General features: G+C 73.1%; 14 protein-coding genes. 5 read left to right on the forward strand and 9 right to left on the reverse strand.

The genetic code is table 11. The features are described 5' to 3' along the window. Positions 1–142: 142 nt before the first annotated feature. Positions 143–793, reverse strand: a complete 651-nt coding sequence (locus ACIGAN_RS30575) for a DUF4360 domain-containing protein (protein WP_309093499.1) — start codon at positions 791–793, stop codon at positions 143–145. Between the two features lie 373 nt (positions 794–1,166). Next, a complete protein-coding gene (locus ACIGAN_RS30580) occupies positions 1,167–1,625 on the reverse strand; it encodes an RrF2 family transcriptional regulator (protein WP_309093498.1) in 459 nt (152 codons plus the stop codon). A gap of 77 nt (positions 1,626–1,702) precedes the next feature. Here ACIGAN_RS30580 and ACIGAN_RS30585 point away from each other — a divergent pair, with 77 nt between their 5' ends. Next, complete coding sequence (locus ACIGAN_RS30585) at positions 1,703–4,555, forward strand: glycoside hydrolase family 35 protein (RefSeq protein WP_399862416.1); 2,853 nt, start codon at positions 1,703–1,705, stop codon at positions 4,553–4,555. Positions 4,556–4,566: 11 nt separating this feature from the next. Here the strand turns inward: ACIGAN_RS30585 and ACIGAN_RS30590 are convergent, their stop codons facing one another. The 4 genes from ACIGAN_RS30590 to ACIGAN_RS30605 all read right to left on the reverse strand — a co-directional run bounded on the left by ACIGAN_RS30590 (position 4,567) and on the right by ACIGAN_RS30605 (position 9,290). Then, positions 4,567–6,081 (reverse strand): arabinosylfuranosidase ArfA, encoded by a 1,515-nt coding sequence (locus ACIGAN_RS30590; RefSeq protein ID WP_399862418.1) that lies wholly within the window; start codon positions 6,079–6,081, stop codon positions 4,567–4,569. 82 nt (positions 6,082–6,163) lie between these two features. Continuing rightward, positions 6,164–6,997 carry a carbohydrate ABC transporter permease gene (locus ACIGAN_RS30595; RefSeq protein ID WP_365098905.1) on the reverse strand — a complete coding sequence of 278 codons (834 nt, stop codon included), beginning with the start codon at positions 6,995–6,997 and terminating at the stop codon, positions 6,164–6,166. After that, positions 6,994–7,935: a carbohydrate ABC transporter permease gene (locus tag ACIGAN_RS30600; RefSeq protein ID WP_399862420.1), complete on the reverse strand. Its 942-nt coding sequence runs from the start codon at positions 7,933–7,935 to the stop codon at positions 6,994–6,996. The genes ACIGAN_RS30595 and ACIGAN_RS30600 overlap by 4 nt, the downstream gene beginning before the upstream one ends. Further along, a complete protein-coding gene (locus ACIGAN_RS30605) occupies positions 7,932–9,290 on the reverse strand; it encodes an extracellular solute-binding protein (RefSeq protein ID WP_399862422.1) in 1,359 nt (452 codons plus the stop codon). Before ACIGAN_RS30605 ends, ACIGAN_RS30600 begins: the two co-directional genes overlap by 4 nt. A gap of 250 nt (positions 9,291–9,540) precedes the next feature. Between ACIGAN_RS30605 and ACIGAN_RS30610 the strand changes: the two genes are divergently transcribed. From ACIGAN_RS30610 to ACIGAN_RS30620, 3 genes are all read left to right on the forward strand, one after another. Further along, positions 9,541–10,152: a toxin-antitoxin system, toxin component family protein gene (locus ACIGAN_RS30610; protein ID WP_365736661.1), complete on the forward strand. Its 612-nt coding sequence runs from the start codon at positions 9,541–9,543 to the stop codon at positions 10,150–10,152. After that, positions 10,149–11,378, forward strand: a complete 1,230-nt coding sequence (locus ACIGAN_RS30615; protein WP_399862424.1) for an MAB_1171c family putative transporter — start codon at positions 10,149–10,151, stop codon at positions 11,376–11,378. The genes ACIGAN_RS30610 and ACIGAN_RS30615 overlap by 4 nt, the downstream gene beginning before the upstream one ends. A 254-nt stretch (positions 11,379–11,632) precedes the next feature. Next, on the forward strand, positions 11,633–13,033 hold the full coding sequence (locus ACIGAN_RS30620; RefSeq protein WP_399862426.1) for an NAD(P)/FAD-dependent oxidoreductase: 1,401 nt from the start codon (positions 11,633–11,635) through the stop codon (positions 13,031–13,033). A gap of 39 nt (positions 13,034–13,072) precedes the next feature. Here ACIGAN_RS30620 and ACIGAN_RS30625 read toward each other — a convergent pair whose 3' ends face one another. Together ACIGAN_RS30625 and ACIGAN_RS30630 are read right to left on the reverse strand one after the other, a co-directional pair. Then, on the reverse strand, positions 13,073–13,921 hold the full coding sequence (locus ACIGAN_RS30625; protein WP_399862428.1) for an SMP-30/gluconolactonase/LRE family protein: 849 nt from the start codon (positions 13,919–13,921) through the stop codon (positions 13,073–13,075). After that, positions 13,918–14,691: an IclR family transcriptional regulator gene (locus tag ACIGAN_RS30630; RefSeq protein ID WP_351353297.1), complete on the reverse strand. Its 774-nt coding sequence runs from the start codon at positions 14,689–14,691 to the stop codon at positions 13,918–13,920. The genes ACIGAN_RS30625 and ACIGAN_RS30630 overlap by 4 nt, the downstream gene beginning before the upstream one ends. A gap of 226 nt (positions 14,692–14,917) precedes the next feature. On the opposite strand from ACIGAN_RS30630, the gene ACIGAN_RS30635 reads away from it, so the two are divergent. After that, a complete protein-coding gene (locus ACIGAN_RS30635; RefSeq protein ID WP_399862430.1) occupies positions 14,918–16,933 on the forward strand; it encodes a TerD family protein in 2,016 nt (671 codons plus the stop codon). Between the two features lie 42 nt (positions 16,934–16,975). Here the strand turns inward: ACIGAN_RS30635 and ACIGAN_RS30640 are convergent, their stop codons facing one another. Further along, the gene (locus ACIGAN_RS30640) at positions 16,976–18,220 is read right to left on the reverse strand and encodes a PucR family transcriptional regulator (RefSeq protein WP_365098897.1); all 1,245 of its coding nucleotides are present in this window, start codon (positions 18,218–18,220) and stop codon (positions 16,976–16,978) included. Position 18,221: the final 1 nt, after the last annotated feature.

Here is an 18,221-nt window from a genome sequence, read left to right on the forward strand (position 1 = left end):
TACGCGGGACTCCGCCCGGCGCGCCGAGAGCACGCACCAGACGCCGCAGGGCCCGCCCTCCGGGCGGACGACGGGACTTTACGGACACGACCTAGACGGCCGGCCTCGCCGGGGGCCGGCTCCTGCTCCGGCCCCCGGTCTCCTACCGGCCCGGGCACTCCTTCCACGCCATGTGGTACACCGTGCTGATGTCCCCGTCCGTCGAGTCCATCGTCATGAAGCTGACCTTGTCGGCCGCCTGCGTACCGGCGTTGACCCGGATCTCGGTGTTGATGTTGAAGTTGCGCTGCACGCCGCAGGGCGCGTAGACGAGCTGGGCCCAGTCCGTCTCGTCGGTGGCCTGCCAGTTGTCGTTGTACGGGCCGCTGAAGGGGTGGCTCCGGTGCGCCGTGCTCGGGGAGCCCTGGAAGTAGTACGAGGCCCGCTGGGTGGCGCTCGCTCCGCGCTGGAGCGAGGCGAAGCCCCGGTAGTCGGCGCTGGCGATGGCGTACGTGAAGCCCTGGGGGACGTGCACGATCAGGCTGAGCTGGCAGTTCTTGCGGAACGCGGTGGGGTCGGAGTTCCCGCCCGCCTGGGCGAGGTAGTCGCTGTAGGTCACCGTGAAGGCCGTGTTGTCCTCGGAGACGGCGACCGCGGCCGTGCCCTGGGGACAGCCGGAGCCGTTCACCGTGGCGACCTTGATGACGATCTTGTCCGGGGGCGGGTCGACGAACCCGGAGGACGGGGATTGCGCGGGAAGTGCGCTGGTGAGCAGCGCGGCGATCGCACCGCTCAGGAGCAGGCCACCGGCCATGGTTCTCCCATCCGTTCGTGGGGGGTGGATCCAGATTAGACATGGGCATGTCAAGACGACAGCGCATGTGCGCCCGGCCTGTGTCCGTGCGATGGAGGAGCTGTGAAGGCCGGGAGCGGTCGCATCGTACGCAGGACCACCGGGGGCGGCCAGGGCGCTCTCCGGCCATTCACAGCACGGGATTTCACATCGGTCGCCCATCGGCCGAGGTGGGGCGGGGGACGTCCCGCGCCCGGCCCGGCCCCGTGGCCGCGCCCGTGCCGCCGGGCGCATAGGGTGCGTTACCAGTGCGTCGACCGAGGCTCCCGAGGACGCGATGAGGATCACCCACGGACCCGTCCCCCGCCGCCCGCCCAGCCGCGGGCGCGGCCCGTCACGGGTTCTCCCAGGCCGCCGGTTCCGCCGCGAGCCGCTCCACCGGCTCGGGCAGCGCCCCGGCCGCGAGGTCGGCGATCGTCACGCCCTCCAGGATCCGGCGCACATTGGCCCGCAGCGCGATCCACAGCGGCAGCAGCGGCTCGGCGGTGCCGGTGTAGGCGAGGCCGGTCGGCCGCTCGCCCCGCACGGAGACGATCGGGCCGTCGACGGCTCGGATCACGTCCGCCACGGTGATCCGGTCCGCCTCCCGGGCCAGCCGGTACCCGCCGCCCCCGCCGCGGCGGCTGTCGACGACACCGCCGCGCCGCAGATCGCCGAGGATCCCCTCCAGGAACTTGTGGGGAATGTCCTGCGCGGTGGCGACGGCCTCCGCCTTGACCGGCCCCTGGCCCTGCCGGACGGCCAGTTCCACGACCGCTCTCACCGCGTAGTCCGCACGTGCCGAGATCCTCATAGGACCATTGTCGCGGTCACCCTGTAGACATTGAGCACACGCACCACGCATGGCATGGCACAACAGGAGGCGCTCCCTTGGAGCTCAGCAGGCGTACCTTCCACGCTCTCGCCGGCACGGCGGCGCTCGGCTTCGCGCTGACCGGCAGCGGGTCGCCGACCTCCGCCAACCCGGCCCGGACCGCGCCGACGGGCCCGCCGCCCCCGGTGCCGCGCGCGGACGGCCGGCGGCACGAGATCGGCTTCGACCGGTACTCCCTGCTGATCGACGGCCGCCGCCTGGTCCTGTGGTCGGGCGAGATGCACCCCTTCCGGCTGCCGAGCCCGTCGCTGTGGCGGGACGTGCTGGAGAAGATGCGCGCCCACGGCCACAACGCCGTCAGCGTGTGCGTCGCCTGGAACCACCACTCCCCCGCGCCCGGCCGCTACGACTTCACCGGCGTGCGCGACCTGGACCTGTTCCTGCGCACGGCCGCCGAGACGGGGCTGTACGTCATCGTGCGGCCCGGCCCGTACATCGGCGCCGACGTCGACGCCGGCGGCTTCCCCGGCTGGCTGACCGCCACCGACGGCACGGCCCGCACCTCCGACCCGACGTATCTGCGCTACGCCGACGAGTGGCTGACCGCCGTCAACGCCGTCGTCGCCAAACGCCTGTTCACCCGCGGCACGGGCACGGTGCTGCTCTACCAGCTGGAGAACGCGTACGACGCGCACGCGGGCGAGCCCGCCGGGCGCGCCTACCGGGCGTACCTGTACGAGAAGGTCCGCGCCGACGGCATCGACGTGCCGCTGTTCCACGACGACGAGGGGCCCGGCGGGGCGAAGGGCGGAGCCACGGCCGGTCCGCGCACGCCCGGCTTCCTGGCCGAGTCCGGCGACGGCCGGTCCGACCCGTGGGGCGGGTCCCCGTTCGGCGGCAAGGGCTACGCCGAGGCGCGCCGGACCCGGGACGCGGCCCACGAGCGGCGCTTCCACCTGACCGGCCTCGCCGACGGCGTCACGCTGCACAACGTCCACATGGCCTTCGGCGGCACCTCCTGGGGCTGGCTGCCCGCGCCGGTCGTCTACACGTCGTACGACTACGGGGCCGCGATCGACGAGGCCCGCAACGCCACCCCGAAGCTCGCCCCGATCCACCAGATCGGGCAGTTGCTGCGCCACGTGCCCGACCTCGCCAAGCTGAACCCGGCGAAGCGGATGCGCGCCACCGACGAGCGGATCCGGGTGTACCACCTGGCCAACCCCGACACCGGCGCCCACGTGTACGTCCTGCGCAACGACACCGGCGAGGAGGTGTCCACGACGCTGCCGGGCGCCGGGATCGACGTGCCGGTCACCGTCGGGGCCCGGGACGCCAAGCTGCTCGCGGCCGGGCTGCGGCTCGGGCGGCGGACGCTGGTGCACTCCACGGTGCAGCCGATGCTGAGCCTGACCGCCGGGCGGCAGGACATCGCCGTGTTCACCGGGCGGCGCGGGGAGATGGCGCAGGTCGTGCTGGAATGCGCGGACGAGCCGACGCCGATGCGGCTGGACGCCGAGCCGGCCTGGGCGTACAACCTCGGCAAGCTGCACATCACCGCCCCGCTCGGCGCGGGCGGGCTGAGCCGGGTGCGGGTCGAGGGCGACGGCGTGGACACGCCGATGCTGGTGCTGTTCGCCGACGACGCCACCGCCCTGCGCCTGTGGCCCCGGGAGACGCCGTCCGGCCCGCTCCTCGTCTACGGCCCGGCCCTGCTGCGCTCGGCCGAGCTGCGCGGCTCCACGGTCCACCTCACCGGCGACACCATCGGCGCGACCGGCCTGGAGGTGTGGGGGCCGCACGGGATCGCCCACGTCACGTGGAACGGGCGCGCGGTGCCCACGCGGATCAGCGCCTCCGGCAGCCTGCTGGCGCTGCGGCCGCTGCCCGGGGTGACCCGGCCGGCCCTGCCCGCCCTGGACCGCTGGCGGCGGCGGACCGAGAACCCGGAAGCGGAGCCGGACTTCGACGACGCGGAGTGGACGACGGCCGACCGGACGACGACGTTCAGCATCACGCCGGTGCCCGACGGGCAGCCCGTCCTCTTCGCCGACGACTACGGCTTCCACTACGGCGACGTCTGGTACCGGGGCACGTGGAAGGGCGCGGGCGGCGTCGAGTCGGTGTCCCTCGCCTACCGCACGGGCACCCAGGGCCTGCTGATGGCCTGGCTGGACGGGGAGCCGCTGGGCACCCACCGCATGCCCGTGCCGGAGGGGAGCCGGGCCCGGCAGGGGACGTGGACGGCCACGGCCACCTTCGGCGTGCCGGAGGAACTGCGCGAGCGGCTGCGGGAGGAGGAGCCGGGCACGCGGCACGTGCTGTCCGTGCTCGTGCGGCCGATGCAGCACGACCTGGACGGCGGGGCCCGCGACACGCACAAGGCCGCGCGCGGACTGACCGCCGTCACCTTCGAGGGCGCCGCACCGGAGGTGACCTGGCGGATCCAGGGCGCCGCCGCGCCCGACCCGGTGCGCGGGCCCATGAACAATGGCGGGCTGTACGGCGAGCGCGAGGGCTGGCACCTGCCGGAGCACGACGACCGGGACTGGAAGAGGACCGGGCTGCCGCGGGCCGAGCGGCGCCAGGGCGTCACCTGGTACCGCACGGACTTCCGGCTGGACGTCGACCCGGGCGTGGACGCCTCGGTCGGCCTCGTCCTGGACGACGACCCGGGCCGGGCCTACCGCGCGCAGATCTTCCTCAACGGCTGGAACCTCGGCCAGTACATCAACGACGTGGGCCCGCAGCACACGTTCGTGCTGCCGAACGGGATCCTGCGCACACGGGGTGCCAACACACTGGCGCTGGCCGTGCTGTCCGACGGGACCACACCCTCCGGGCCGGGGACCGTGCGGCTGGCCCTGCTCGGTGCCGCGGCCGGAGGGGTGCCCGTCAAGCCGGTGTGAACCGGGCGTCGTCACGCCAGCCGGATCACGTTCCAGGACAGCGGCTCCAGGACGGTGGTCAGCGTGCCGTCCTGGAGGGTCGTGCCGTCGACGGTGTGCGGGGTGACCCGCTCGGGGTCGTCGAGGGTGTTGCGGGCGTCGGGGTCGGCGTCCGCGAGGGCGCTGTGCTCGACGACCGACGACAGGTCCAGCCCGTTCAGCGCGACCTCCAGGGGCAGCGCCTCGGTGCGGCCGCGGTTGACGGCGAAGACGGTGACCGTGCCGTCCTCGCCGCGCACGGCGGTGGCGTGCAGCAGGTCGGTCTCGCCGTACTTGCGCGTCCGGTACGTGGGCGAGTCCACACGGACGTCGAGGACCCGGCCCCGGCCGTACCGGGCGGCCTGCGCGAACGGGAAGAACGTCGTCTGCCGCCAGGCCGGGCCGCCCGGCTCGGTCATGATCGGCGCGATGACGTTGACGAGCTGGGCGAGGCAGGCGACGGTGACCCGGTCGGCGTGCCGGAGCAGGGCGATGAGGAGCGAGCCGAAGACGACGGCGTCGGTGACGCTGTAGTTGTCCTCCAGCAGGCGTGGCGCCTCGGGCCAGTCGTGCTGCTCGAAGGTCTTGGCGCGGGCCTCCCACTCGGGCAGGTACCAGACGTTCCACTCGTCGAAGGAGAGGTTGATCTTCTTCTTCGACTTGAGTTTCGCGCCCACGTGGTCGGCGGTGGCGACGACGTTGTCGATGAACGACTCCATGTCGACGGCGGAGGCGAGGAAGGAGTCGAGGTCGCCGTCCTCGGGCCAGTAGTAGGCGTGCAGGGAGATGTAGTCGACGAGGTCGTAGGTCTCCTGAAGGACCGTCGCCTCCCACGCGGCGAAGGTCGGCATGGACTGGCTGGAGGAGCCGCAGGCGACGAGTTCGACGCCGGGGTCCTGCTGGCGCATGGCCCGGGCCGTCTCGGCGGCGAGGCGGCCGTACTCCCCGGCCGTCTTGTGGCCGGTCTGCCAGGGGCCGTCCATCTCGTTGCCCAGGCACCACAGCCGGATGCCGAAGGGGTCCTTGTCGCCGTGGGCCACGCGCAGGTCGGACAGGGCGGTGCCCCCGGGGTGGTTGGCGTACTCCTGGAGTTCCAGGGCCTCGGCGACGCCGCGGGTGCCGAGGTTGACGGCCATCATCGGCTCGGCCTGGGGGCCGATCCCGCGTAGGAAGGCGATGTACTCGGACAGGCCGAAGCGGTTGGTCTCGGTGGAGTGCCAGGCCAGGTCGAGGCGGCGGGGGCGGTCCTCGGCGGGGCCGACGGAGTCCTCCCACCTGTAGCCGGAGACGAAGTTGCCGCCGGGGTAGCGGACGGCGGTGACGCCGAGTTCGCGGACGAGGGCGAGGACGTCCTGGCGCAGGCCCCGGTCGTCGGCGGTGGGGTGGCCGGGTTCGAAGACGCCGGTGTAGACGCAGCGGCCGAGGTGTTCGACGAAGCTGCCGAAGAGGCGGGGGTTCACTTCGCCGACGGTGAAGGCGGGGTCGAGGGTGAAGCGGGCCTTGTGCATGCTTGCCTTTCGGGGTTCGGTCCTGTCTGCGGGTGGTTCGTGGCTGGTCGCGCAGTTCCCCGCGCCCCTGTCGGGGCGCCGTCTACTGCCCGGCCAAGCCGGTGTGGGCCACGCCCGCCACGATCTGGCGCTGGAAGAAGACGAAGACGATGATCAGGGGCAGGCCCGCCATCAGGCCGCCGGCCATCAGCTGGGCCCACTGGATGCCGTAGGAGTTCATGACGGTCGCGATGCCGTTCGGCATGGTCATCAGGTCGGGGTTGTTGGTCACCATGTACGGCCAGAGGAAGTTGTTCCACGACGCGATGAAGGTGAAGATGCCGACCGCGGCCAGGGAGGGGCGCGAGAGCGGCAGGACGATGGTGAAGAAGACCCGCCAGCGGCCCGCGCCGTCGAGGAAGGCGGCCTCCTCCAGTTCGCGCGGGACGCCCTGGAAGAACTTGTACAGGATGTAGACCATCGCGGCGGGCGCGCACTGCGGCAGGATCATGCCCCAGTAGGTGTCGACCATCCCCAGCTGCTGGACGGTCGTGAACAGCGGGACGCCGAGCACCGCGGGCGAGATCATCAGGCCCGCCATGACCAGGCCCAGCAGGGCGCTCCTGCCGCGGAACTCGGTGCGGGCGAAGCCGTATCCGGCCAGGGCGCTGACCAGGAGCACCACCGCCGTCACGCAGACCGACACGACCACGGAGTTCACGAACCAGGCGGTGAGGGTGCCGGACTCGAACAGGGCCTGCCAGGCCTGGCCCGTGACGTCCTCGGGCAGCCAGTGCGGGGGCACCTCGACGGCCTCGGTCTCCGACTTGAGGGAGGTGAACAGGGCCCAGGCGAAGGGGGCCAGGAAGACGATCGAGACGGCCGTCGCGAGGAGGGTCAGGACGATCTGGGCGGGGCTCCACGCCTTGGTGGTCATCGGGCGCTCTCCTCACGGTTGCGCAGCAGCCACATCCGGGCGAGGGCGACGGCCGCGATGATCACGAAGAAGACGACGGAGATCGCGGAGGCGTAGCCCACGCGGTAGCTGGTGAAGCCCTCTTCGAGGGTGAACTGGACGAAGGTCCGGGTCGACTCCTCGGGGCCGGGGCCGAAGTCCTGCATCACCACGGCCTGGTCGAAGACCTGGAGCGAGGCGAGGATCTGCAGGGCGACGACGAGGCCGGTGATGTTGCGCAGCATCGGCAGGGTGATGTGGACCGCGCGGTGCCAGGCGTTCGCGCCGTCCAGCCTGGCCGCTTCGTAGAGGTGGCCGGGGATGCCCTGGAGGGCGGCGAGGTAGAGCAGGAAGCTGAAGCCGACGGTCCACCACAGGGTCATCACGACGAGGGCGAGCATCGCGTACGACTTGTCGGTCAGCCACGGGGTCTCCAGGCCGAGGACGTGGTTGACCATGCCGGTGCCGGGGTTGAACAGCCACTGCCACAGGTTGCCCGCGACGGTGGACGGCAGCAGGAACGGGGCGAAGAAGCACAGCCGCCACAGCCACTTCCCGCGCTCGATGTGGTGGGCGAGCATCGCCAGGAGGAAGGCCAGGACGGTGATGCAGGGCACCACCATCGCCGTGAAGGAGGCGCTGTGGCCGAGGGAGTCCCACATCAGGGGGTCCCGCAGGGCCTCGCGGTAGTTGTCCAGGCCGACGAAGTCCGCGCCCTCGCCCGTGATGTTGGCGTCGGTGAAGCTGAGGTAGACGCCCCGCAGGAGCGGCCAGATCACGAACAGGGCGAACAGGGCCAGGAAGGGGGCGACGAACCAGCCGCCGTGCTGGAAGCCCTGTTTGCGGCGGAGGGCGGCGCCCGCGGCGGCGGTGCGCGCGCGGGCGGGTGCGGCGAGGGTCTGGGCGCTGGTCGCCGTCACGCGGCCGCACCTCCCTGCGCTGCGGTCCTGCCGTCCATGGGGTTTGCGGTGGCGAGGAGTTCGGTGAGCGCGCTCCTCATGCGGCGGGCGGCGGTCTCCGGGGAGGCGGGGCCGGTCGTGGCGGAGACCACCACCGGGCCGACGCGCTGGGCGAGAATGCCGGTGGAGCCCGCGAACCACACCTTGGGTTCGCTGGCCTGGTGGTCCATGGCGGAGACGTACTCGCTCTGCGGGTTCAGCGCCCGGTAGGCGGGCGTGGACAGGGTGGGGGTGTACGCGGGGATGTGCCCGCCGGCCGCCCACTGCCGGGCGTGCCGGACGACGTAGGCGGCGAGCCGGTGGGCGGCCTCGTTCGGGGCGCCGCCGCGGCCGGACCGGTGCGGCAGGACGAAGGCGTGGGACTCGGCGTGGGTGGCCGGGCGGCCGAAGACGGGCGGCAGCGGGGTCGCGCCGTAGTCGAGCTTCGCGCCGGAGAAGACCGGCACGGACCAGTTGCCCTCCCAGACGAAGGGTGAGCCGTTGAGGAACTGCTCGGCGCCCGCGCCGCCCCCGAAGCCCGGGTCGGCGTATCCGTCGGTGATGTGCCGGCGCAGGAACTCCAGGACCTGGACGGCCTTGCCGGTGTCGAAGGTGACCTCGGTGCGGGTGGCGTCGAACCAGGTGCCGCCGAGCTGGGTGTAGAAGGCGACGAAGAACCACCACTGGAAGTTCTGGTCGTTGTGCCAGAAGCCGATGGTCTGCAGGCCCTTCGCGGTGGCCTTCCGGGCCTCCTGGAGGACGTCGAACCACTCGTCGGTGGAGGTGACCGGCACCATCCGGCCGTCGGCGCCGAGCAGGCCCGCCTTCTTCAGCACGTCCCTGCGGTAGAAGCAGAGCTGGACGTGGATGTCGAGCGGGAGGGCGTAGAGCCGCCCGTCGACGACGGCGCGTTTCCACAGGGCGGGGTTGAAGTCCGCTTCCCGCACGCCGTACTTGGCGAGCAGGCCGGTGTCCCAGGGGTCGAGGAGGCGGCCGGGCGCGAAGCCGGGCACTCGCCCCAGGTGCATGACGCCGAGTTCGGGGGCGCGGTTGCCCGCGGCGGCCATGGCGAGCTTGGTGTAGAAGGGGTTGCCCCACTGGAGGGTGGAGTCCTTCACCGCGATGTCGGGGTTGGCGCGGCGGAAGGCGTCCAGCATGGCGATCATGTTGGCGCCGTCGCCGCCGCTGAAGAGGTTCCAGTACCGCACGCGGGTGTGCGCGTCGGAGGCGAGCGCGTCGGCTCCGGTGCCGAGCGCGGCGAAGCCGAAGCTGCCCGCGACGAGGAGTCCGCCGAGCCCGCCGAGTAGCTGCCTGCGCTTCAGGTCAGGTCGTCCCATGCCCTGCCCTCACGATCGATGTCCACGGTCCGTTCGGTATTTCGAAAGCTGCTCGCTACTTCGAACGGGACCGTAAGTTCGCGGCGCCCGCGCGTCAATGGTCCCGTCACACATTGGACGCGACTGCGTGAGCAGGAACGGTCGTTCTCCGCTGCACATCGGACGCCGGATCGCATGACGCGCACACTTTCGGGCGCGTAGTCTCGGACGGGCCGCCGAAGCCGCCGGCCGGTGGTGAGAAGGGGGAGCGATGGACATCGCGGGCGCGCGGACGATGGCCGCCCGAGTCAGCGCCGCGCTCGGGCGTTCGCGCCGTGGCGCGGCCATGCGCGGCCTGGCCGCCGACCTCACCGCCGCGGTCCGCGCGAGACCCCAGGCGCCCGCGGACGTACGGTCGTTGTGCCGGGCGCTGTGCGAGGAGATGAGCGCGCGGCGCGACGGACGGCCCGTGGAGCTGCGTTTCGAGCGCTTCCCCGACGAGATCGAAGTGACCGGCCTGTGGGTGGAGTTCCAGGACTTCGACCTGGTCATCGTGGAGGAACGGGCCGAGGCGGTCCAGCAGTTGGTCATCCTCGGACATGAGCTGTGGCATCTGCACGCCGGGCACGGGCACCACCACGGGGCGGGTGCGGCGGCGGCCCACGCGTTCGCCGACCGGCCCGGGTGGGACGACATCGCGCTGGCGGTGGCCGCCCGCAACGGCTCCCGGGAGCGGGACGAGGCCGACGCCGACGCCTTCGGGCACCGGCTGGCGGCCGGATGCCGGGCGCTGCTGCCGGGCGGGCGCGGGCCCGACGCGCCCCTGGAACCCGTGCAGCGGTCGCTGTACTACCGGGGGCCGCGAGGAGGTGCGGCGCCGTGAGCCCGGTGGCGCTGACCCCGGTGGAGTTCGTCAACCAGTTCTATCCGAACTTCTGGTGGATCCCCGCGGGGGTCCTGGCCGCCGCCCTGGCCATCAAGCTGCCGAGCATCATCCGGCTCTGGCAGGACCCGATGCTGCGCGCGGTGGGCGGGCTGCTGCTGCTCGCCTGCGCGGTGTTCGTCTTCGTGGCGCCGTCGACGATCGCCCGGGTCAACCGGCTCACCGGAGTGGCCAACTTCTCCGGGCCCTGGGTCTATTCGCTGCTCACCGCGTTCTGCGCCTTCTGTCTGCTGCTGATCATCGCCTGGCGCAACGGCCTGTCCGACCGCTCGGCGCGCACCCGGCGCGCGATGCGCGGGGTGGTGGCGGTCTACTCGGGTGTCATCGTCGCGATGTGGGTGCTGTTCGCGCTCGCGGACGTGCCCGAGGAGCGGCTGCGGGATCTCGACACGTACTACGCGAACACGCCGTACATGCGTGAAGTGATCGTGCTCTACCTGCTCGCGCACACCGCGGCCGCGCTGGTCACCAACGGGCTGATCTGGAACTGGGTCCGCACGGACGGGCTGGACTCGCTGCTGCGCTGGGGGCTGAAGTTCCTCGGCGTCGGCTACGCGGCGCAGTTGCTCTTCGACGCCGCCAAGATCAGTGCCGTGGTGGCCCGTTGGTCCGGGCGGAACGTGGACTGGCTGAGCACGGCCGTCGCCCCGCCGCTGGCCTGCCTGTCCGCCGTACTCATCGCGATCGGCTTCATCCTCCCGCACGCCGGGCAGTACCTGCACGGCCGCTGGCACGTCCGGCTCGCCCACCGCGAACTGCGGCCGCTGTACCTGCTGATGCGGACCGTCCACGGCGAGGGGGTGCCGTTCCTGCTGCGCGCCACGCCGGAGCTGCGGCTGGTCCGCCGGGAGACGTTCATCCGCGACGTGCTGCTGCCGCTCGCCCGCCACATCGACGAGGACCGGCGCGAACGGTTCCACGACGCCGCCCTCGCGCTCGGCCACCCGCCCGACCGGGCGAAGGTGCTCGCCGCCACCGCGGCGATCCTGGACGCGGCCGAGACCCGGGACCGGTCGGGGGACGACGACGGCACCGGCGCCCGCGACACCACCGAGCTGCTGCGCGAGATCGGCGCCGTCTCCCGGGCGCTGCGCCGCACGGAGGACCTCCGCGCCGTCCGCGCCCTGGCGCGTGACCACCTGGAGGGCAGGTCGCTCACCGGCTGACCCCTCCCGGGCCGTCGCGGCGGCCGCGCGGCGCGCGTCCGGCCGGAGGCCCGTGCGGGGTCCGCACATCGGGGCCCGCACGCGGGGGCCGCGCGTACGGTGCGTGAAGGTACGGTGAGAGCCGTCCGGGACGAGGCCCGCACGGCTCGAAGACCGGTGCCGGCGGACGGTGTTGTGCGCTGCACGCCGTGGCCGGACGCCGGGGAAATGCCCGCAGGGCGAAGGAGCCGTCATGGCTGAGTGCGAGGAGTCGCATGTCGCGTAGAGCTGTCGTCATCGGTGCGGGGCTGGCCGGCATGCTGGCCGCGGCGGCCCTGTCCGCCGTCGCGGACGAGGTGGTCGTGCTCGACCGCGACGATCTGCCCGAGGGGCCGGAGCACCGCAAGGGCCTGCCGCAGGGACGTCACGCGCATCTGCTCATGGCCGGCGGACTGGCCCCGATGGAGGACCTGGTGCCGGGCGTGAGCATGCGCAAGCACCTGCTCGCCGCCGGCGCGCACGAGATACCGCTCGGCTCGGGCATGATCGCCCTCACGCCCGAGGGCTGGTTCCGGCGCTGGCGCCACCCCGGGCCCCGGATGCTGACCTGCACCCGGGCCCTGCTCGACTGGGCGGTGCGCGGCGCCGTGCTGGACAGCACGGGGGTGGTGATCCGCAAGGCCCGGGTGCTGGAGCTGACCGGGTCGCGGCAGCGGGTGACCGGGGTCCTTCTGTCGACCGCCGCCGGGGAGGAGCGGCTCGCCGCCGACTTCGTCGTGGACGCGAGCGGCCGCGGCTCGCGGATCGTGACCTGGCTGGCGGGGCTGGGCGTCCACGACGTGCGCGAGAAGACGGTGGACGCCGGCCTGGTCAACGCCACCCGTCTCTACCGCACGCCCGAGGGGGCGGATCGTTTCCCCTTGACGATGGTGCAGGCCGATCCGTACCAGGGGCGGCCCGGCCGCAGCGGCATGGTGCTGCCGATCGAGGGCGACCGCTGGATGGTCAGCCTCGCCGGCACCCGCGGCGGTGGCGAACCGCCGTCCGACCCGGACGCGTTCCTGCGGTACACCCTGGAGCTGCCCGACCCGATCGTGGGCCGGCTGATCTCCGGCGCGCAGCCCCTCACCGACGTCCACGTCAGCCGCAGCACCAGCAACCACCGGCGGTACCTGGAGAAGACGCGCTCCTGGCCCGAGCGCCTCGTCGTCCTCGGTGACGCGCTGGCCACGTTCAACCCCGCCTACGGGCAGGGCATGTCGGTGGCCGCGCTGGGCGCCCGGGAACTCGGCCGCGAGCTGCGGCGGTCCGGCCTCGACACGCCCGGGCTGGCCCGGCGTGTGCAGCGGCGGGCGGCGCGGCCCGTCCAGGCCGCGTGGACCATGGCGGTGAGCCAGGACGTCTGGTACCCCGGGACGCGCGGGGGCTCCCCCGGGGTGGCCGACCGTCTGGTCACGGCCTACACCCGCCGCATGATCCGCACGGCGACCGGCTCCTACACGGCGGCGTCGGCGCTCTGGGACGTGATGAGCATGACGACGGGACCGACCCGGCTGCTGCGGCCCTCCACGGTGCTGGCGACACTGAGCGGGCCGCCGCTGCCGGCGGCGGTGGGGGCACCGCTGACGCAGGACGAGCGGGCGGTGCTGCGGCGGCTGGACCGGACGAGAGGCTGACGACGGGCGGTACCGGTCCGGCCCGTGCCCAGCCTTTCGTCAGCCGGCGAACGCGGGCTGTGCCACTCCCCTGCCCGCCCCGGGCACCACGAACAGGGAACCCGCCAGGGCCGGCGGCTCGGCCAGTCCGGTGCGGGCCGTGGTGAGGTAGAGGTCGGTCAGGCCGGACCCGCCGAACGCGCAGGCCGTCACCAGCGGCACCGGCAGCTCGATCACCCGGTCCAGCCGGCCCTGCGGCGTGTACCGCCGTACCGCCGCGCCCTCCCACAGGGCCACCCACACGCACCCGTCGGCGTCCACGGTCAGCCCGTCGGGGAAGCCGGCGCCCTCCTCGATCTCGGCGAGGGCGCGCCGCCCGGACACCCGCCCGTCGGCGTGGTCGAAGACGTCGATGCGCCGGGTGGGGGTGTCGATGTAGTACATGAGCCGCCCGTCGGGGCTCCAGCCGGTGCCGTTGGAGACCGTGACGTCGTCGAGCACGACCTCCACGGCGCCCTCGCCGGTGACGCGGGACAGCGTGCCGCCGCCCGGCGCCTCGTCGTAGCGCATGGTGCCGGCCCACAGCGCGCCGTCGGGGGCGACCGCGGCGTCGTTGGCGCGCCGGCCCGGCACGGGCTCGCGGTGCAGCCAGCGGAAGCCGCCGTCGGGGTCGAGGAGCCCGATCCCGTCGCGCAGGTTCAGCACCAGGCCGCCGCCGGCGCGCGGCTTGACGGCGCCGATGTGCTGTTCCGTGCGGCGGACGGTCCGCCGCCCGGTGGCCGGGTCGTAGGTGTGCAGGCGCGAGCCGAGGATGTCGATCCACAGCAGCCGGCCGGCCGCCGCGTCCCAGGTGGGGCCCTCGCCCAGCTCGGCCTCGGCGCGCACGGCGACCTCGTACGGCGTCGTCATGCCACGCTCCGGTGCCCGAGGTGCTCGGACAGCTCGGCGGCGCCCTTCGCGGCGAGCTGCTCCAGTTCGGCCCGGCGCTCCTCGCTCCAGCGGATCATGGGCACGGAGATCGACAGGGCGGCGACGACCTGCCCGGTGCGGTCGCGCACCGGCGCGGCCACGCAGGAGACGTCCGGGTTGGACTCGCGGCTCTCCACGGCCAGGCCCCGCTCACGGATCTCGGCCAGGGCCTCGCGCAGGGCGGCCGGGTCGGTGATGCTGTTGGGGGTCATCGCGACCAGCTCGGCGCCGTCGGGGATCCGCGCGGCGAGCTCGTGCTCGGGGAGGGAGGCCAGCAGCATCTTGCCGACGGAGGTGCAGTGCGCGGGGAGCCGGCGGCCGGCGGCGGACACCATCCGCACGGCGTGCGTGGAGTCGACCTTGGCGATGTAGATGACGTCCGTGTCCTCCAGGATCGCCACGTGCACGGTCTCGTCGCAGGTCTCGGCGACGGACCGGGCGACCTGCTGCCCCTCGGCGGCCAGGTCGAGCTGCTCGGCGTAGCGGGCGCCGAGCTGGTACGGGCGCACGCCGAGCCGGTAGCGTCCCGGCTGGCCGGGCACCGGGACGATGTACTTCCGGGCGGCGAGCGTGGTCACCAGCTCGTGCACGGTGGTGCGCGGCAGCTGCAGCCGGCGCACGATGTCGGGGGCGGAGAGCGTCCCGTCCCCGTCGAGAAAGAGCTCGAGAATGTCGAGAGCCCGGGTCACGGCTGGTACGAGTCGTCCCACGACCGGCCCCCTCCCTAATGTGTTCTCAGCGCCCGCGTTCGAGATTTCAACAGGCGATCGGCATGACGAACACAGGCTAGCCATAGAGGTTTGCCCGGGCAATGGGCAGGCCCGCAGCGGGCGGAAACCGTCGAGCACCCCACGAGCACGTTGCGTGCACATTAAAGTGCCGATGTGCGACACGTCACAGGTGTCGCAGAGGTGGGGGGATTTCTCTGTGCGTGACATGACCATGGGATCGAACGTGTCCCTGTCGGCCCTGAGCGAGCACGTCGGCTCCGCGATCGTGAGCCTGGGCTGGTCCAGCCCGACCGGGGAGGGCGACGCCGACGTGTCGGTCCTGCTGCTGGACGGCACCGGCAAGGTGCGCAGCGACGCCGACTTCTACTTCTACAACAACCCGGTGGCCGCCGACGGCAGCGTGCAGCTGCTCGGCAAGGAGCCGGCCGGCGACGGCAGCGAGGACCGGATCAGCTTCGACCTGACCGCGGTCCCGGCCGAGGTCGAGCGGATCGTCGTGGCCGCCAGCCGCTACGAGGGCGCGCGCTTCGGCGAACTGCACGACGTGCGCGTGACCCTGGCCGACGCGGTGGGCGAGAACCTCCTGCGGTTCGTCATCGAGGACCCCGGCCAGGTGAGCGCCATCATCTTCGGTGAGCTGTACCGGCGGGGCGAGGAATGGAAGTTCCGGGCGGTCGGACAGGGCTATGAGAGCGGCCTGGCGGGACTGGCGACGGACTTCGGCGTCGACATCGAGGACGACGAGGCGGAATCCGCGACGCCGGCCGCGCCGGAGGAACCCGCCGCCGTCCCCGCGCCCGGCGCCCCGCCGCGGACGACGCTGGAGGCCGTCCCGGCACCGCGTCCGCCGGCCGACGAGGAGGCCGCGCCGCGCAAGCGGACGGCCCGGCCGCGGACCGCGAAGCAGAAGGTCACACCGCCCAGGGCGCCCGTGAAGAGCCTGGCGGAGAACGACTCCTGGCGGCAGGCCCGGCTCTTTCCGGTCTCGACGCTCAAGAGCGACCGGGACCGGGAGATGCGCGCCACCTCGGTGCTGCTGTCGGTGATGGCCCAGGTGCCCCGGTTCGGCCGGCGCATCACCGCCCCGTTCGGCGCCCCGTCCGGCCGGATGGAGACCTTCACCGAGGTCTCCCTGCCGCACGGGGACACACCCCGGCGCCCCGACGGGGTCATCCGCGTCGAGCGCGCCGGGAAGCTGTGGACGGCGCTCGTCGAGACCAAGACCAACGGCAACGCGCTGAAGTCCGACCAGGTGCAGGCCTACATGGACATCGCCGCCCGGCGGGGCTACGAGGCCGTGATCACCCTGTCGAACGACGTGGCGCTGGAGGGCAGCCCGCTCGTCGACGTCAAGATCGACCGGCGGCGCAAGCACCAGGTGGCCCTCTGGCACCTGTCCTGGGCCGAAGTGGCCCACCAGGCGCAGATGCTGATCCGCCACGAGGGCGTCGGCAACGCGGCGCGCACCTGGCTCCTGCAGGATCTGCTCCACTACCTCCAGCACGACAACTCCGGCTGCCACGGCTTCCAGAACATGGGCGCGGCCTGGGTGCCGGTGCGCAACGGCATCGGCGACGAGACCCTCTGCGTGGGGGACCCGCGGGCCCTGGAGGTCGTCGAGAGCTGGGAGCGGCTCATCCGGCAGGTGTGCCTGCGGCTCGGCGGCGAACTCGGGCAGAAGGTGCTGCCCGCCCAGCGCACCAGGCGCGGCACCGACCCCGGGGCCCGCCGCGCCCGCCTGGCGGACCGGCTGTGCGAGGAGGGCAGGCTGCAGGCGGAGCTGCGGGTCGAGGGGGCGCCCGGCCTGCTCGGCGTCACCGCTGACCTGCGCACCGCCAAGCTGCGCACGTCGGTGGAGATCCCGGCTCCGGACCAGGGCTATCCGCTGACCTGGGCCAAGCGTCTGATCCGCCGGCTCGCGGACGCTCCGGCGGATCTGCACGTCGAGACGCTGGTGGAGGGCGGGACGGGCGGCCCGCGGGGCACGCTGGAGCGGCTGCGCCCGGAACCGGCCGATCTGCTCCCGAAGGACGGCACCACGCGCATCACCGGCTTCCGCCTGTCCCTGTTCAAGGGCATGGGCAGCGGCCGAGGCAGCGCGGAGTCCGGCTTCATCCGCAGCGTCGACGACGCCGTGCACCGCTTCTACACGTCGGTGGTGGTCCATCTGGACGCGCCCGCGACCGGTCGGGCCACGGCGAAGGAGCGGGCCACGGTGTGAGAGCAGGCGGCGCCGCGCCCCGCCCGATGCACCGGCCCGGGCTCACCGCCGCCCCCGCACCACCCCCAGTTCCCCCCGCAACCGCTGTGCCCTCAGGACCAGTTCCAGTTCGAAGCGGCGGTCCGGGTCGTCTATCTCGTCGCCCCACAGGGCGCGGATCTGGCGGAGGCGGTAGCGGACCGTCTGGGGGTGGACGCCCAGGCGGGCGGCGACCTCGGGGGCGCCGCCGCGGGTTTCCAGCCAGGCCAGGAGGGTCTCCGCGAGGCGGCGGCCGTGGGTCGGGCCGCAGTGGGTCAGGGGGGCCAGGCAGCGCAGGGCCAGGTCGTCGATCAGTTCCTCGGGCTGGAGGAGGACCAGGGCCTCGGTGTGCTCCGTGCAGTGCAGCACCTCACCGGAGGGCAGCAGGTCGCGTTCCATGAGGCGGACCGCCGCCTCCGCCCAGCGCAGCGACTTCGCCGCGTCGGCCAGCGGGACGGGCGGGCCGATCGCGCCCGACCAGCCGGTCAGGGCCCGGTGCAGCAGTTCGTGGCGGCCCGCCGCGTCCGGCTCGGGGACCACCATGCGGGGCTGCTCGTACTCCATGTCGAGCAGGACGCCCTGGCCGACCGCCGGCGCCATGGCCTCGCGGGCCGGGCGCAGCAGGACGCCGACCGCGACCTTCTCCGGCAGCGGCCAGCCGATACGGGCGGCGCGTTCGGTGAAGGCCTCGGTGGGGTCGCCGCGGTGGTGTTCGGCCAGCAGGAGTTCCATCAGGCGGCGCTGCAGCCGCAGCCGTTCGCCGGCCTGGCGGGCCGCCGCCTCGGCGTAGCCGCGCACGGACTGGTCGACCAGGCCGTCCAGGTACTCGTAGCCCGCGTCGACGAGTTCGTACATCGCCGGGGGCGGGATCTCCACGCGCTGGCCGATGTCGGCGAAGCGGCGCCAGGCCAGGCGTACGCCCATGCGGTAGATGGCCTGGAGGGAGTCCAGGGAGCGGCCGTTGAGGCCCTCGCCGCGGCCGAAGTCCTGGAAGACGCCGGGCGGGACGGTCGGCCGCCCCTCCGAGTGCTCCAGGTGCTGCACGAAGACCTCGATGGCGCGGCGGATGCCGACCAGGGCCATCGGCTCGCCGGAGTCGTCGAGGACGACGGGCAGGTGCGGGTACTCGCGCTGGATCTCGCGGAGGATCTCCTCGGCCAGCTCGGGCGCCTCGGCCATGGCGATCGCGGCGAACCGGCGCACCTGGAGGCGCGGTACGTCGTGCCAGGCCGAGCGGGTGGTGACGGTTCCGGTGCGGGCGGCCGTCATC

The organism is Streptomyces sp. NPDC085931 (assembly GCF_044540565.1).
Taxonomy (GTDB): Bacteria; Actinomycetota; Actinomycetes; order Streptomycetales; family Streptomycetaceae; genus Streptomyces.

Excerpts from the sequence above, each read along its gene's own strand:
- ACIGAN_RS30575 (WP_309093499.1), bottom strand. The coding sequence starts at position 793 with ATGGCCGGTGGCCTGCTCCTGAGCGGTGCGATCGCCGCGCTGCTCACC.
- ACIGAN_RS30605 (WP_399862422.1), bottom strand. The coding sequence starts at position 9,290 with ATGGGACGACCTGACCTGAAGCGCAGGCAGCTACTCGGCGGGCTCGGC.
- ACIGAN_RS30635 (WP_399862430.1), top strand. The coding sequence starts at position 14,918 with ATGACCATGGGATCGAACGTGTCCCTGTCGGCCCTGAGCGAGCACGTC.
- ACIGAN_RS30625 (WP_399862428.1), bottom strand. The coding sequence starts at position 13,921 with ATGACGACGCCGTACGAGGTCGCCGTGCGCGCCGAGGCCGAGCTGGGC.
- ACIGAN_RS30610 (WP_365736661.1), top strand. The coding sequence starts at position 9,541 with ATGGACATCGCGGGCGCGCGGACGATGGCCGCCCGAGTCAGCGCCGCG.
- ACIGAN_RS30620 (WP_399862426.1), top strand. The coding sequence starts at position 11,633 with ATGTCGCGTAGAGCTGTCGTCATCGGTGCGGGGCTGGCCGGCATGCTG.
- ACIGAN_RS30595 (WP_365098905.1), bottom strand. The coding sequence starts at position 6,997 with ATGACCACCAAGGCGTGGAGCCCCGCCCAGATCGTCCTGACCCTCCTC.
- ACIGAN_RS30590 (WP_399862418.1), bottom strand. The coding sequence starts at position 6,081 with ATGCACAAGGCCCGCTTCACCCTCGACCCCGCCTTCACCGTCGGCGAA.
- ACIGAN_RS30640 (WP_365098897.1), bottom strand. The coding sequence starts at position 18,220 with ATGACGGCCGCCCGCACCGGAACCGTCACCACCCGCTCGGCCTGGCAC.
- ACIGAN_RS30580 (WP_309093498.1), bottom strand. The coding sequence starts at position 1,625 with ATGAGGATCTCGGCACGTGCGGACTACGCGGTGAGAGCGGTCGTGGAA.